General features: G+C 33.1%; 15 protein-coding genes and 3 pseudogenes. 14 read left to right on the top strand and 4 right to left on the bottom strand.

Going from position 1 to position 14,979, the window contains the following annotated elements; genetic code table 11:
* Positions 1-82 precede the first annotated feature (82 nt).
* Both ACFELW_RS02840 and thyX read left to right on the top strand, forming a co-directional pair.
* Complete coding sequence (locus ACFELW_RS02840) at positions 83-1,051, top strand: FKBP-type peptidyl-prolyl cis-trans isomerase (protein ID WP_375330370.1); 969 nt, start codon at positions 83-85, stop codon at positions 1,049-1,051.
* 13 nt (positions 1,052-1,064) lie between these two features.
* Positions 1,065-1,958, top strand: coding sequence for an FAD-dependent thymidylate synthase (gene thyX, locus ACFELW_RS02835; RefSeq protein WP_341758899.1), 894 nt, complete (start codon positions 1,065-1,067; stop codon positions 1,956-1,958).
* A gap of 197 nt (positions 1,959-2,155) precedes the next feature.
* Here thyX and ACFELW_RS02830 read toward each other — a convergent pair.
* Positions 2,156-2,410: pseudogene (locus ACFELW_RS02830) on the bottom strand (transposase); the annotation flags it as partial.
* Positions 2,411-2,690: 280 nt separating this feature from the next.
* Between ACFELW_RS02830 and rsfS the strand changes: the two are divergent.
* The 6 genes and pseudogenes from rsfS to nudC all read left to right on the top strand — a co-directional run bounded on the left by rsfS (position 2,691) and on the right by nudC (position 9,033).
* Positions 2,691-3,026: a ribosome silencing factor gene (gene rsfS / locus ACFELW_RS02825; protein ID WP_341758898.1), complete on the top strand. Its 336-nt coding sequence runs from the start codon at positions 2,691-2,693 to the stop codon at positions 3,024-3,026.
* Between the two features lie 78 nt (positions 3,027-3,104).
* Positions 3,105-4,844 (top strand): cation:proton antiporter, encoded by a 1,740-nt coding sequence (locus ACFELW_RS02820; protein ID WP_375330369.1) that lies wholly within the window; start codon positions 3,105-3,107, stop codon positions 4,842-4,844.
* A gap of 179 nt (positions 4,845-5,023) precedes the next feature.
* Positions 5,024-5,500, top strand: a complete 477-nt coding sequence (locus tag ACFELW_RS02815; RefSeq protein ID WP_375330499.1) for an SH3 domain-containing protein — start codon at positions 5,024-5,026, stop codon at positions 5,498-5,500.
* A 163-nt stretch (positions 5,501-5,663) separates the two neighbouring features.
* Entirely contained in the window at positions 5,664-7,220 is a 1,557-nt protein-coding gene (locus tag ACFELW_RS02810) for a patatin-like phospholipase family protein (protein ID WP_375330368.1), read from the top strand.
* A gap of 145 nt (positions 7,221-7,365) precedes the next feature.
* Positions 7,366-8,110, top strand: a pseudogene (locus ACFELW_RS02805) (IS5 family transposase).
* Positions 8,111-8,190: 80 nt separating this feature from the next.
* A complete protein-coding gene (nudC, locus tag ACFELW_RS02800; protein WP_375330367.1) occupies positions 8,191-9,033 on the top strand; it encodes an NAD(+) diphosphatase in 843 nt (280 codons plus the stop codon).
* A 109-nt stretch (positions 9,034-9,142) separates the two neighbouring features.
* Here nudC and ACFELW_RS02795 read toward each other — a convergent pair whose 3' ends face one another.
* Together ACFELW_RS02795 and ACFELW_RS02790 are read right to left on the bottom strand one after the other, a co-directional pair.
* Entirely contained in the window at positions 9,143-9,325 is a 183-nt protein-coding gene (locus ACFELW_RS02795; protein ID WP_375330366.1) for a zinc ribbon domain-containing protein, read from the bottom strand.
* Positions 9,322-10,085 (bottom strand): annotated as a pseudogene (locus ACFELW_RS02790) (IS5 family transposase). The gene ACFELW_RS02795 and the pseudogene ACFELW_RS02790 overlap by 4 nt, the downstream one beginning before the upstream one ends.
* Positions 10,086-10,157: 72 nt before the next feature.
* Here ACFELW_RS02790 and ACFELW_RS02785 point away from each other — a divergent pair.
* The 6 genes from ACFELW_RS02785 to ACFELW_RS02760 all read left to right on the top strand — a co-directional run bounded on the left by ACFELW_RS02785 (position 10,158) and on the right by ACFELW_RS02760 (position 13,954).
* Positions 10,158-10,346, top strand: coding sequence for a hypothetical protein (locus ACFELW_RS02785; RefSeq protein WP_375330365.1), 189 nt, complete (start codon positions 10,158-10,160; stop codon positions 10,344-10,346).
* A gap of 119 nt (positions 10,347-10,465) precedes the next feature.
* Positions 10,466-10,771, top strand: a complete 306-nt coding sequence (locus tag ACFELW_RS02780) for an IS4 family transposase (protein WP_341758891.1) — start codon at positions 10,466-10,468, stop codon at positions 10,769-10,771.
* Positions 10,772-10,891: 120 nt separating this feature from the next.
* Positions 10,892-11,407 carry a pyrimidine dimer DNA glycosylase/endonuclease V gene (locus ACFELW_RS02775; RefSeq protein WP_341748789.1) on the top strand — a complete coding sequence of 172 codons (516 nt, stop codon included), beginning with the start codon at positions 10,892-10,894 and terminating at the stop codon, positions 11,405-11,407.
* Positions 11,408-11,484: 77 nt separating this feature from the next.
* A complete protein-coding gene (locus ACFELW_RS02770) occupies positions 11,485-12,882 on the top strand; it encodes a palindromic element RPE1 domain-containing protein (RefSeq protein ID WP_375330364.1) in 1,398 nt (465 codons plus the stop codon).
* A 42-nt stretch (positions 12,883-12,924) separates the two neighbouring features.
* The gene (locus tag ACFELW_RS02765; protein ID WP_375330363.1) at positions 12,925-13,161 is read left to right on the top strand and encodes a GapR family DNA-binding domain-containing protein; all 237 of its coding nucleotides are present in this window, start codon (positions 12,925-12,927) and stop codon (positions 13,159-13,161) included.
* Positions 13,162-13,264: 103 nt separating this feature from the next.
* Entirely contained in the window at positions 13,265-13,954 is a 690-nt protein-coding gene (locus tag ACFELW_RS02760) for an Hsp20/alpha crystallin family protein (protein WP_375330362.1), read from the top strand.
* Positions 13,955-14,043: 89 nt separating this feature from the next.
* Here ACFELW_RS02760 and ACFELW_RS02755 read toward each other — a convergent pair whose 3' ends face one another.
* The gene (locus tag ACFELW_RS02755) at positions 14,044-14,649 is read right to left on the bottom strand and encodes an OmpH family outer membrane protein (RefSeq protein ID WP_375330361.1); all 606 of its coding nucleotides are present in this window, start codon (positions 14,647-14,649) and stop codon (positions 14,044-14,046) included.
* Between the last annotated feature and the right edge of the window lie 330 nt (positions 14,650-14,979).

Genomic DNA, 14,979 nt, shown 5'->3' with positions numbered 1-14,979 from the left:
CGGTGGCTCGCAATGACGGAATAATGTTAGGCATGGTTAGCTATAAAACCAAACTAAAAGATACTTAAAGAAGAAATATTATATGCAAAAAGCTCTAACTTTTATAATTGCTGCCGCAATTATTTACTCTATTGTACAAATGAAAATGCAATCTCCGCCTGAGGAAAATGCCCCTAAGGTTCAGACAACTGAAGCTGAAAGTAATAACAATACTAATACCCCTGAGCAAGCAAATATACCATTAACTGGTAATTTCCTTGAAAAGACTGTTTCAAAAGTTTTGATCAATGCTCTTAAAACAGAAGAAGGTCGACTATTCTTTGAAAATTTACTACAACCAACTAACAAACCTATTGCTGATGGTAAATATACTATAGAGGTTAATAGAGATTTAATTCAGCCAATGTTTAAGATTAACACCTTTGGTAATGGGACTGTCGGTCCAGCGACTTGTGGTCATGTAGTTACATTACATTACCAATTATTGGATATTAACAATAATTTACTTAGCGAAAATACTAAAACCTTTACTCTTGGTTCTAGAGTGATTATGCCAGGAATTGATTCTGTAGTAGTAGGGATGATGGTTGGACAAACCAGACAAGCTATATTTCCTACAAAATATACATCTTCTAACGAAGAAAATAAACCTTATAGGGTTAATATTGTCTTAAATTCAATATTACCTAATAATTTTGTTAATAGTAATGAAGTAAAGATATTTGATGATGAAATAGCTTATAGGATGCCATTATTATGTGGAGATAAAGTAGGAATTGACGCAAAAATTACTAAATTATCGAATGGGCAGGTACTTTATGATTCGGCACAAGAAGGGAAAAAGCTAGATATAAAAATTGGCGATATTAATTACCCATTAATTGTATCATATGCTCTACATGGTAAAGTACCAGTTGGCACTAGAACAGTAATTGCTAAAGGTAAGTTATTTAAAGCCCTTGGTTCTAATATCAATAAAATGCTTAATCAAAGTAAGATTCCTGTGGACGAATATTTAATGCTGGAATTAACAAATTTTCAAACAGATTAATTGAGGATAAAAAATGCACGATACTACTTATAATACTAAAAGAGCAACTGTACCAGCTCTCGAACAATTATTATTTGAACCGATAAAAGTACTAGATCATGGTTTCATTAGAGTTATTGATTATATGGGGGATGATAGTAGCATAGTACAAGCAGCACGAGTATCATATGGTAAAGGGACAAAACAACTAAGTCAAGATAAGGGGCTAATTAATTACCTGATGCGTCATAAACATACCACACCATTTGAAATGTGTGATATCAAATTTCATATTAAACTACCTATTTTTGTTGCAAGACAGTGGATACGTCATAGAACTGCTAGTGTTAATGAATATTCAGCTAGATATTCTATATTAGGAAATGAATTTTATTTACCAGAGAAACAGAATCTTGCTGCTCAATCTACAATAAATAAGCAAGGAAGAAGTGATGAAAAAATTCCAGAAAAAATTGCAGATAAAGTATTAGTGCTACTAGAAAAAGATGCTAAAATATGCTATCAGCATTATACTGAAATGATGAATCAGGATGAACATGGCAATATTATTGATGAAAATACCTTAGGTATTACTAGGGAACTGGCAAGAATGAATTTAACTTTGAACTATTATACAGAATGGTATTGGAAAATTAATTTGCATAATTTATTAAATTTTCTGCTACTCCGAGCCGATTCTCATGCCCAATATGAAATCAGAGTATATGCAGAAAAAATGCTAGAAATAGTACAAGCTTGGGTACCTTTTACTTATGATGCCTTTAAGGAATATAGGCTAGAGGGTAATAATATTTCTAAAAAAGGACTGGCTGTCATAAAAAGACTAATTAATAAAGAAGATGTAACGCTAGAGTCTAGTGGTATGACCAAAAGAGAATGGGATGAATTAATGCAAGTTATAAAATAAGTTAAGATATAATGGACTGAAAAAACTATAAGACTTATAATTATTTCCTTGATAAATACTGGGCTAGTTCTGGAGCAAATAGAACTGTGCATGTACCTAATGCTAATGAAATATGGAGTGGAGATATTACTGGACTGTTGAAAGAAGAGATAGGTATGGTATAATGGGATCGTTGAAAGATAAAAATTCTTCTCTTTCATATTATTTTTCTTGATGGCACATAGATGAATTCCCCTACCAGCAGCAACAACCTTTGCTGTTGCAACACAATAACCTTTATCAGCATATACCGCTCCGCTAGTTGGTAAAACATGGGCAAAACCTTTTGCATCTGTAACGTTAGCAGGAGTTACAGCAACTTTATTAATCAATCCAGATTGAATATCTACACTATATACTCTTCTGCTTTGAAGAATTGGCTCCGCAAAACTTCGGGGTATTCGCGTGCTCACGTAGATTTACTACGCTCCGCTCGCTCACCCCTTGTTTTACGTTCCAATTCTCCAAATCATTTGAGTATACCAAAATTTATTGCCACCTTTGCAGCCAATCCTATCTTGTTTATCATATGCAATTTTCGGCAGAGATTCTCATTTGTTCAATTTTTTAATCATTTTATCATGAATTTCAAGACAAACATTGATAAAAAGCAAACTAGCAATATAATAACATATCTTGGAATTATGCCAAAAATGTCATCATTTTCGATTCGAAAAAAACAAAAGGATAATTATGATAGAAAATATTGAACTATTAAAAGAGTTTGTAGTTAAATGTTTAGAAGAAAAAAAAGCAGAAGATATACTGGTAATAGATATAAAACAAAAAACCACATTAGCTGAATATATTATTTTTGCAAGCGGACGTTCCACTAAAAATGTTGGAGCAATTGCTGAATATTTATCTTTAGAGTTAAAGAATCAAGCTAATGTCAATACTAATATTGAAGGACTTGCACAGTCTGAATGGGTATTAATAGATGCTGGAAATATATTAGTTAATATTTTCTACCCAGAAACTAGAGAACATTTTAAGTTGGAAGAAATGTGGAGAAAAAAAATAAATTAAAAATATTAGATTTTTTACTAAAAACTACTTAGTGTAGTTAAAAAATAATGTATAAATATTTCTAAAGAAAAGGTGTAAATGGAAGAACATATTCTTATCAATATTATAATTTTAATAGGAACTGCTGTATTTGTTGTAGCAATACTGAAACGTCTTAATCTCAGTCCTGTTTTGGGATATTTAATTGCCGGAGCGGTAATTGGTGATAATGGATTCAGGATCGTAACCTATGATCAGACAAAATTCTTAGGAGAATTAGGAGTAGTTTTTTTGCTTTTTGCTATAGGTTTGGAATTATCTTTTGAAAGATTAAAGGTAATGAGGAGGTATGTATTTGGTCTTGGCTCACTGCAAGTATTAACAACTGCTATAATAATTGCTGCCGCTGTTGCTCTAATTAGCGGTAATAGTGGTGCTGCAATTATTATTGGGGGTGGTCTTGCTTTATCCTCGACGGCACTTGTCATGCAAGTGATTGAAGAAAGCCGTAGCCAGGCGACTCAACTCGGGCGTATATCCCTAGCCATTTTGTTATTACAAGACCTCGCAGTTGTACCACTGCTAGTTATTGTACCGCTATTTGCTAGCGATAGTAAAATTTCTTTAGTATCAGCTCTAGGGATAGCTTTGCTTAAGGCTATCATTGCTCTACTTGCTATATTTGTTGCAGGTAGGGTATTGCTAAGACCTTTATTTGGGTTCATTTCATCGGATAATGGTGATATAAATGAGCTGCCAATTTCCATGACTTTATTGGTAGTTTTGTCAGCTGCTTGGGCAACACAATATTTTGGTCTATCACTTGCTTTAGGAGCTTTTGTTGCAGGTGTTCTGGTTGCAGAAACAGAATTTCGATTGCAAGCTGAGGAGAGTATATATCCTTTCAAAAGCTTATTGTTAGGACTATTTTTTATGAGCGTTGGTATGAATATCGACGCACAAGAAATATATGCTCAAATATCAACTATCCTAACTTGTACTGTTGCCTTGATCATGGTAAAAACATTAATTATCACCGCCTTTTGTATCTTATTTGGTTTTAATCGGGGAGTGGCATTGCACGCCGGTTTATTGTTGTCACAAGGTGGGGAGTTTGCTTTTATCTTGTTTGGTCTTGGTAAAGAAACTGGGGTTATTGAAGAGAGTACGGCCAATGTGCTTTTATTAGTGGTGACATGTACTATGGCACTAACTCCACTACTGGCAATTTTAGGCAGGAAACTTGCTGAGAAACTTGATAAGCAGCTTGGAAAAACTCCAATACAAATTATAGAACTTGGGGCAAGAGATTTAACAAACCATATAATAATTGCTGGTTTTGGTAGCGTTGGTAAGATGGTAGCATCAGTGCTAGAAGCTGAAGGGATCAATTATATAGCATTAGATGTTAATGACGAAATTGTCAAAGAAGAAACAGCTAATGGATTTCCAGTTTTTAGGGGAGATGTATCACAAATTGATACGTTAAAAGCCGTAGGAGCAGAAAGGATTTTAGCTCTAGTGCTTACAATGAATAATAAGGTTACTATCAAAAAATCTCTTCGAACAATCTCAAGTAATTTTCCAGATATTGAGGTTATTGTAAGATTAAAAAATTTACAAAATGCTAGAGAATTTTATGATGCTGGAGCAACCACAATCATCCCAGAAAATTATGAGACTGGGTTACAGCTTGGTGGAACTATTCTAAAATTTATTGGTTTGAGTGAATATGAAATAAATCGTATCAAAGGGCAATTTAGGTCAGGTAATTATGTAACAGCTAAGCAAGATGATGCATTGCATGAATTAGAAGAAAATGATTCAGAGAAATACTAGGTGTGTTACTCATGGCGATCAAATTACATTTATACTCAAATGATTTGAAGAATTGGCTCCGTAAAACTTCGGGGTATTCGCGTACTCACGTAGGTTTACTACGCTCTGCTCGCTCACCCCTTGTTTTACGTTCCAATTCTTCAAATCATTTGAGTATACTATTACAACAAAAACTATATATGGGGCTATATATTTCGATTGTACTTATCTTGACCACTATACCTTTACTAACAAAAGCAGATAATCAGAGGTTGCCTATACCAAGATTTGCCTCGATAAAGGCTAACGAGGTAAATGCTAGAGTTGGTCCTACGATAAAAGCCCCTATAGAATGGGTATTTATAAAAAAAGGGGAACCGATAGAAATTATTGCAGAATATGAACAATGGAGGCAAATTCGTGATATTAAAGGAGAAGGAGGTTGGGTACATTTGAGTGTATTATCCGGTAAAAGGTCGGTGATTGTGGTAAGTCCAGAATTAGTATCTCTTACTAGAGTACCTAACGATCAAAATAAAATTGTTGCAAGAATAAGTAATTATGTCCGTTGCTTACTTAAAAAATGCAAAAAAGATTATTGCCAAGTATGTTGTAAAAATTATACTGGATGGCTACCTAAAACAGTATTGTGGGGAGTTTATAAAGATGAGTGTTAAAGAGTAAGCAATAATGTTTTAGGAGACTGCCTGCAATAACTAGGTTGTAAACAAAATTTTAAGTTTATCTTTTATGTGTTGTTATAAATTTTTATTTGTTATAATATTAAACTTATAGTAACTTAATATTATGAAATTTTCAAATTATGTTATGGAGGTTAGGATGAGTACAAATCAAATGGAACAAAATAAAGTTCTTTGTCTTTCAGGTGGTGGAGTAAAAGGAATAGCTGAGTTAGTCGTGCTACAGAAAATAGAAGAAATAACCCAGCAACCCATATCTAAATTATTTAATATTATTTCTGGCACTAGTGTTGGTGGATTAATTGCAGCATTGTTAACAATTCCTAAGGAAGAAGGATCAACAGAACCTCGTTATTCAGCCAAAGAAGCTTTAGCATTATTTGAAAACACTGCTCCTGAAATCTTTCCTAAAAATTGGTTTAATTGGGGAATAATAAAACACAAATATAGCCAAAAACCTTTGGAAGAAATGTTAGAAAAACATTTAGGGGATAACAGGTTGGATGATAGTCTGTGTCGTCTTATTATACCAGTTGCTGATTTGAATGAGGGAAGAGATAGTATAAAAATCTTTGATAGCGAAGATAAACATAGTATACATATTAGAACAAAGGATGTACTTCTTGCAACTACAGCAGCACCGACCTATTTTAAAGCGGTTGTTAATAAGGAAGCTGTAATGGATTATGATTATGCTGCCGGCAAGCCTTATGCTTTTGCGGATGGTGGTCTTGGGGCTAATCGCCCAGCTGCTATAGTACTACAGGTGCTTAAAGAAGGTCATACCTATCATGAACAAGCAGACATTATGGAGCGTACCACAGTTTGTTCTATCAATTTTGGTGTAGATAAACAAATAAAAGCCCAAATACCGTCAGCTAATTTTGATGGGGTATTAGGATGGTTGCTTAACGACTTAGTTGATATAATTATGAAAAATGATGAAGAAGGTGATGCAACTGAGGTTAGGTTAGATCTAACAGGTGAAGGACAAAATACAGAAATAGTGTTGCCTATTACCAAAGAATGTAAAAATTTAGATGATTCTAGTAAAAGTAATATAGCAAAATTAAAGATAATCGCTGAACAATATCTAGCAAATAATTCCAAGTTGGTACAGGATTTATGTGATAGATTAATGGCTAGTTACCAGGATAATCTTGAGGAATCTAAACTCTTAAACACAAACTCAAATGCAATGCTAGGTGATGAGAATAATGATGAAGGATATGAAAGTAATAACAACTTAAACTTTGATATAGAAGAGACTATTGTAGAACCTAAAGTTTCAGTAATGGTAAGTGCTAAGTTAGAACCTGGTAGTACCTTAGCTAACCGGGATACAGAGTCTACAGTTAACGCAGCAATGCTACAAAAAGCTATTCAGTGGATTAAACATAACCATGAAAATACATCAGAATATTTACAATATTTAGAGTATTTAGAGAATGTTAAGTATCCTACTGTAGAGTTAGATATTGCTGAAATTGAATCATTACCTGAAGAAGTACAAGAGATTATTCAGTGGATCGTAAGTTTAGATGCAGAGAGTCGTTCAGGTGTGTTACAAAATATTAAGTCATTAATTTCTGACTCTTATGAGGGTATCTATACTACCTCTTGTGATCAGGAAATGATGGAACTTGAAGGATTAGAGCCTCAGTACGAACAGGTCTTAGTCGACTGTGTCTCATAAAAAACTAGGTGAACATTTATCTTTAGTAGATTTACCTAGGTTCTGTTGACAAAATTTTATGTTAAGTTATCAGAGGAGAATAAAGAAGTTGCAATAGTAAGAAGAAATGGTAGTTTCTAGTTATCGAAACCAAGAAACTACCAATATGAAGTATTACATAGAAGACCAAGCATGGGAAGCAATTTTATCATTTTTTAAGAAAAAAAAAGCTATACACAACAAGAATGAGGAAAAAATAAGACAGTTTATTGAAGCAATATGATTTATTGCTAGAACAGGTTGTCAATGGCGTCTTCTGCCTGATTATTATGGTTGTGGTACAGTGTTTATCGCAGATTTAAGAGATGGGTTAACAAAGGCATATGGGAAGCTTTAATGGCTCATGTTAGAATAGATACGGATATGGAATGATGATTGATGCAACTATTGTAAGAGTACATGCTTGCTCATCTGGATATATTAAAGGTAATCAAGAGGAAGCAGCTTTAGGTAGAAGCAAAGGTGGTTTTAGTACTAAAATTCATGCTCTCGTTGATGCATTGGGTAACCCACTGAAGTTTATACTAACTGCTGGGCAAAGAAGTGATATCACTCAGGCTGAAAATCTTACTAAAGAAGATGTTCAGAATACGACAGTGATAGGAGATAAAAGATATGATAGTAGTACGTTTGTAGAAGCAAATAAGGGATGTGAGGTTGTTATACCACCAAAATCTAATCGTAAAGTACAACGTGAATATGATAGACATATTTATAAAGAACTGTACTTAATTGAATGGTTCTTTGGTAAAATCAAACATTTTAGGCGTATATTTTCTAGGTTTGATAAAGCCCCAACCACCTTTTTAGCTTTTTTAAATTTCGTTGGAGCTTTAATATGGTTGTGTTAAAAATTTTGTCAACAGAACCTAGGTGGATTTATCTTTGTTGATAAGTATACAAGTACAATGGGAAATTTTAGGAGAAATAAATGGTGGCAATATACACTAGTATTGAAAGTAATGAACCTGATTGGGCATATTTTATGACTTTATTTCAAGATAATCCTTCTATATTTTTTACTGAAGATGGTATTTTAATAAACAAAAAAATAAATACCCCAATCTCTTCTTTAAAAAAACTAGCAGAACTTAATATTACTATAATAAATGCATTTCACTTACTTGATTCAACAGTTGTACTTAATTGTGAATTGGCATCTTCCGATAAAAATTTTAATGAATTAGATTATGAAGTTTTATCAGTTAAACCTTATTTATCAACTATAAGTTCTAACCTACAAGAACTTGTTTTGAAGGGATATCATTGGTTACAGTGGGATATTAAATCAAAGTTTTGTGGTAAGTGTGGTCATCCACTCAAATCTATGATTAAAACAACTGAGAAAAAATGCACTATGTGTAAGCGTTCATTTTTTCCTAGATTTTCTCCAGCAATTATTGTGTTGGTAAAGAATAAAAATCAAATTCTCCTTGCACGCTCACCTAAATTCCCAATGGAAGTGTACAGTGCAATTGCTGGATTTGTAGATATAGGAGAAACGGCAGAAATGGCTATTAAGCGCGAGCTTAGAGAAGAAGTAGGTATTGAAGTAAAGAATATAACTTATGTTGGCAGTCAAACTTGGCCATTTCCTGATAGTTTTATGATTGCTTTCAAAGCTGATTATTTATCAGGCAACATTACATTGGATAAAAAAGAAATAGAAGATGCTCAATGGTTTAATGTAGATACACTTCCTACATTACCAGAGAGAGCAAGTATTTCAAGAAAATTAATTGATTTTGTTTTAAATGAAATGTCAATGAGATAATTACTCTTTAACGGATATTGTGCTAAGACAAAGTGAACTACCAAACGGCTAAAGACCATTTGGTTTCTTGGCTCAACGCTCCTTGTTAAAACGGGCAGCTCCTCAATTTTTAGACGGTAATTCCTACCGCCTGTAAATTGTTTATATCTTGATTTAGTATGTTTATTGATGCGTTCAAATCCCGATCTAATTGAGTCTCACAATTTGGGCAATTCCAAGTTCTATCATTTAACGTTAGTTGCTCATTAACAAAATTACAAGAACTGCACATTTTGCTAGGGTATGTCGTCACGAGATTTGAGCCCACATTAGTAAAGCCCTTAAACAAAGACCCGCCATGTATGATTTTGTATTTTTAGCATATCTTGTTGCTATACCACGCCATTCTTTAAATTTTTGAAATGTATTTTCAATAATGTGCCTTAGCTTATATAGATATTTATCTATCTCTCTTTGAATCTTCCTGTTTCTTTTTGATGGTATTACAGGAATTATGTTTGCATTCACAGCCGATTCTATTATGGCGTTTGTATCGTAAGCTTTATCAGCCATAAGATGTTGTGCCTCCATATTCTGGATTAACTCACAAGCTTGAGTACAATCATTTCTGGAACCTTCTGTAACAATAATTCTGACCGGCATACCATACGCATCCACGGCCATATGTACCTTTGTATTGAGCCCCCTTTTGTGCGACTAACCGTTTGATTCCCGCCTTTCGCTCCAAGTCCTGCTTTGTGAGTTTTTACAAATGTAGAATCTATCATTAACCATTCAAAATCAAGAGCATTTATAAAAATATTTAGCAAATTCTCCCATATCCCATTATCACGCCATCTACAGAATCTTCTGTGTACATTCTTCCAATTGCCATAATCAGGAGGCAAATCTCTCCATGGAACTCCCGTTCTAAATATCCACATCACTGCATTTATAAAAGTTCTATTGTCTCTTGCAATACCTCCCTAACAACCTTTCTGACCAGGTAAATTACTTTCTATCTTATTCCAAAGCTCATCGCTTATATCATGTCTTCTATGTGCTAAACTCATTGCTTCTTATCGCCTATTTTTATTACTACAATTATAATAACAAATCACATAAAATTATGCAATCACAATCTCGTGACGACATATCCTAGGTTCTCTGATAAATTATTTATTAATATAGCTGATCGCGAGGATGATTTTTATGAATTATTGCAGGAATACGATAAGGAAAAAAGCAAAGCACATATCATTGTTCGTGCTAAAAGTAATAGAGTTTTAGATTGCGGCGATGAGGAATCAGAAAAAAACTATGGGAAAAATTAATGGCTCAAGCAGTTGTGGGGCAAATTAAATTATATTTTAAGACGCTGAAAAGTGGTTGCAATATTGAAAAATTGCAGTTAGAAAATATAAATAGATTATAGAATTGCGTAGCAATTTATATGATTATTGCTTGGAGGGTTTTATTTTTAACATATATAGGCAGATACCATCCGTCACTTAGTTGTGAATTATTTTATGAAGAAGTTGAGTGGAAATCGGTATATATTATTGCTTACAAAAAACCGCCACCTAATAATGCCCCTTCGATTGGTAAAATAAATAAGATAATCGCCGGATTCGGTGGGTTTTTAAATAGAAAAAGTGATAAAGCTCCGGGCATTAAATCTATGTGGATAGGACTCCAAAGGCTAAGGGACTTTACTTTGCCTTTCAAAACTTTTAATTCATTAAAAACTTATGGGTAAAGATATGACGCTAGAGTACTCTGCGGTTCGAGGTGAAGCGTCTCCTTCAAATTCCTCACATAAGCGAGTTTCGAAAGAAGTCTAATAATAAATTATATTGTTATTTAATAGATAAAATTTATGAATATTTTTGTTACCAATAACTGTCCTATAATATCTGCCCAAGCCTTGGATAACAAACGGGTAGTTAAAATGGTTTTAGAGACAGCCCAATTGTTAAGTACCGCCATATTCATTAATAGTGGTGTTACTTATCAGCATATCTACAAACCAACTCACATGAAGCACCCATGTACTATCTGGGCGGCATTGAACATTGGCAATTGGGACTGGTTATTTCAGCATTTTTTAGCATTATGCGAAGAATATAGTTTTCGTTATAACAAAAAACATGCGACTACAAGGTTATTACCATATTTGTTAGAACATAGGGCTGATATTCAAGATGGCATAATAACTCCATTTGCTAATTGTACTAAATCAGAAAGTATGCAGGTGGATTTTAAGCATATTAGCGATCCTTGCGAAGCTTATAGAAAATATCTCAATGCAAAATGGCACTATGATAAATTACCACCGAAATGGATTAACAGAGAACCACCTTTATGGTATAACCCCCTATTTCTCATCAATTGACTATATACTGCAAAAATAATGAAAACAGCTATTAGTGGAGCATAAAAATCTGCTATATTTAAACAAAATTGATAATTATGGCATTGCATTACATGAACAAGATTTATAAAACCCCGATATTTACACTATATTTGATATTAATTTGTCTCTTAATATTACCTATTAGACCTCTTGCAAAACTCGCTTATGCTGAGGAATTTGAAGGAGACGCGGAACGCAGAACCGCAGCGTACTCAAGTGTACGTGAGGATTCGAGTACCGCATCATTGTCCAAATTACCAGCAGAAGTAGAGTTAGGCAAGAGGTCTATTGTTACTGTTAAGGCAGAGTCTCCTGTTAAAGCAGTGACATCTAGCACAGAGGAAAATAATAATATTACTCGCCATCCTGATACTAATGCAATAACCCTTGAAGCAAAGCAAGCAATAGTCATAGATTATGTTACAGGTAAAGTGTTGTTGGCAAAGAATGCTGATGAGCATATGTTTCCCTCATCAATGACCAAAATAATGACATCTTATCTTATTGAGGAGAAAATTCAGAAAGGCGAGGTGTCGTTTGATTCGCATTTTATTGTAAGTGAGAAAGCTTGGCGTATGGGAGGGTCAAAGTCTTTCATGCCTCTAGGTGAAATGGTACGTCTTGAAGATATTCTAAATGGTATTATTGTTCAATCAGGAAATGATGCTTGTATTGTAGCTGCTGAAGGATTGTACGGAACGGAAGAAAATTTTGTTGAGGCTATGAATTTACAAGCACAGAAAATAGGTATGAAGGATACTCATTTTGTTAATGCTAGTGGTTGGCCAGCAGAAAATCACTATAGCACTGCCTATGATCTTGCCATACTTAGTATGGCTCTTATTAAAAACCACCCGGAATTTTATCATATTTATAGTAAAAAATATTTTACTTTTGGTAAAGATCAAAAAGGTCGACCTATTACTCAAGGAAATCGTAATCTTTTATTATACAAAGATATTGGATGCGATGGTATTAAAACTGGTTTTACTGATAATGCGGGTTATGGTATGGTAGCATCATGTATAGATGATGGGCGTCGTTATATTATGGTTGTTAACGGTCTTAGTTCTATGAAAAAGCGAGCGGATGAATCTCTAATGCTATTAGATTGGATTAAGCAAAACTTTATTCACAAAAAGTTTTATGCTAAAGGTGATATAATAGAAGAAACTGATGTATGGCTTGGTGTAAAGGATAAAGTGCAACTTGTAGCAGCAGAAAAGTTATCAATGGTTGTGCCACGTTCTAACCAAGAAAAAATTGATATAAAAATATCGATACCGCCAACTGTTTCAGCTCCTTTAAAGGTTGGGGATATTGTTGGTAAAATAACTGTAACTGTTGACAATGATGTGCAAGAAATAGCTCTTCTTGCTAAAGAATCCATTGACAAAGTAGGATTTTTGAAGAGAATAGCTTGTTACTTTAATTATTTATTTTTTAACAAATAATTTGGTAATTGGCATTTTACTAAACTTATAATATTTATAATTATGACAGAGATAATCGATTCACAAGATTTAATTGACACTATCAGTAAACTTGAAAAATTAGAGGAAGAGAAAACCGAACTGACCGATCTAATAAAGGATGCTTATGAAGAAGCTAAACATAAAGGCTATGATATTAAGATAATTAAGCATGTTCTGAAACTTAAGAAAAAAGATAAAGACGCTCTTGCTGAAGAAGATAGCCTAATAGAAATATATCGTGGAGCATTGAATATTTAATAATTATTTGTAAAATATTGCTATAATTAAATGCTTATTCTTATTGAATTTAGTACTCACGATATTATATATATTATTATACAACTGAATATATGGAGTAGATATGATAAGCAATTATGTAAGTAATTATCAACTTAAGAGTGATAATGCTCAATTAAATAATACTAATAATCTATCATCAGTAAATAAGCTTAAGAAAAAGATAACCCTTGGTGCTTTGTTAATGGGTATATCTGTGACAAGTGGGGTAAGCGGGTTGTGGTATGATATTAATGCTTATGCAGCTTTGCCAAAATCACAAGATACATCTACTGCTACAGTATCAGAACAACAAAACAAAGCTGATAATTATTCAGAAATTTATGGCAATCCATTTGTACAATTATCGCAAGAAATGGATAAATTATGGAATAGATTTACTATACGCCATAATGGCTTTATTTTTGACTCACCTATTGTTATGACTAGTAGCTTAAATAGTTATTTAGATATTAACGACAAGCAATATACTTTGAATATTGAGATACCAGGTTTTGATAAAGAGCAGATAAAAATTGAATTGCAAGGAGATTATTTAGTTATTACTGCTCAAAAAATTCAGAATGATCAGGTTAAGGGTGATAATAAATATTCTGGTCAGCAAGCTCGTAATGTGTTTCATCAGAAATTATTCTTACCAAAAGACATAGACCGAAATAATATTTCATCAAATCTAAAGAATGGAGTATTAACTGTTATTTTACCAAGAACTCCTATTAAAGTAGAAGATGTAAAAACTATTCCTATTAATTAGGTTTTATTCTATGTTCTATAATGGATTGCTTCGTCGGCTTATGCCTCCTCGCAATAACGCTTGAGATGCATATACGTATACTAGCTATATTATTCATATTTAATTGCAACATGTTTTAATCGATTATTTAGCTCCATTATCACTTCTTGCGTAATATTTAAGGTATTTTTAGCAAATAAAATTTGAGTACTAGGTATAACCAAATCAAGATTATATTTTTCTGCTAAATCATTTATAATTTTTATAGTTGTTTCGTGTACCTTGCCTAAACCTTCAGAATGAGCCTGTTCAAGACGTATTTTCCTATCTTGTATTTCTTTTTGTACTATGTTTACTTTTTTGTTAAAAGCATCAACTTCTTGTTCAAAGGCTGATTCACTTAAAGAGTTACGTTTTTCCATTAATAGATTATCTATTCCTTTAAGTTCTACATCCTTCTTTGATAAATCTTGTCGAATTTTTTTACCTATCTGGTCTGCAGATTTCCTTATAGACTGGATTGCTACAGAATGTTCTAGAATAGAATGTATATCTACAATAGCAATTCTTGCAGCAAATCTGTTGTCAATATGGCTATTGCCTCTATGACTACGGATCATAAGGCTGCTATCAACATTTGCATTAGACGCATGAGTATTTGAATAGTAGTTAACTACTAAACAACTTATTATTGTTAACCAAATATAATGTTTCATATTTTTAATTGTGAGCGTTCACTGTTTTTTTGCTATTTTCTTATGACGAATAAAAAATCTGCTCGCTAATCGTCTATTAGCGAGGAGCTGCTTTGCGGTGACGCGGCAATCCATATTATATTAATTTTTATGGATTGCTTAGTCGGCTTACACCTCCTCGCAAGAGTGAAGAGTGGAGTTTAAAAAATTCTTCCCAACCCCGTATATATATTATCGTTTCAAATACTTCATAAATTCCTTAAAAAGCTTCTATATTGTTTTTATAGCGTTTTTTTTGCCAAAATTCCTCAAAATTGACCTACAAAAAGGTCTGTTTTTAACCGTTTTTCA

Origin of the sequence: Candidatus Tisiphia endosymbiont of Nemotelus uliginosus, from assembly GCF_964264755.1 — a bacterium.
Lineage (GTDB): Bacteria > Pseudomonadota > Alphaproteobacteria > Rickettsiales > Rickettsiaceae > Tisiphia.
This window is presented reverse-complemented; position numbering and strand designations above follow the sequence as displayed.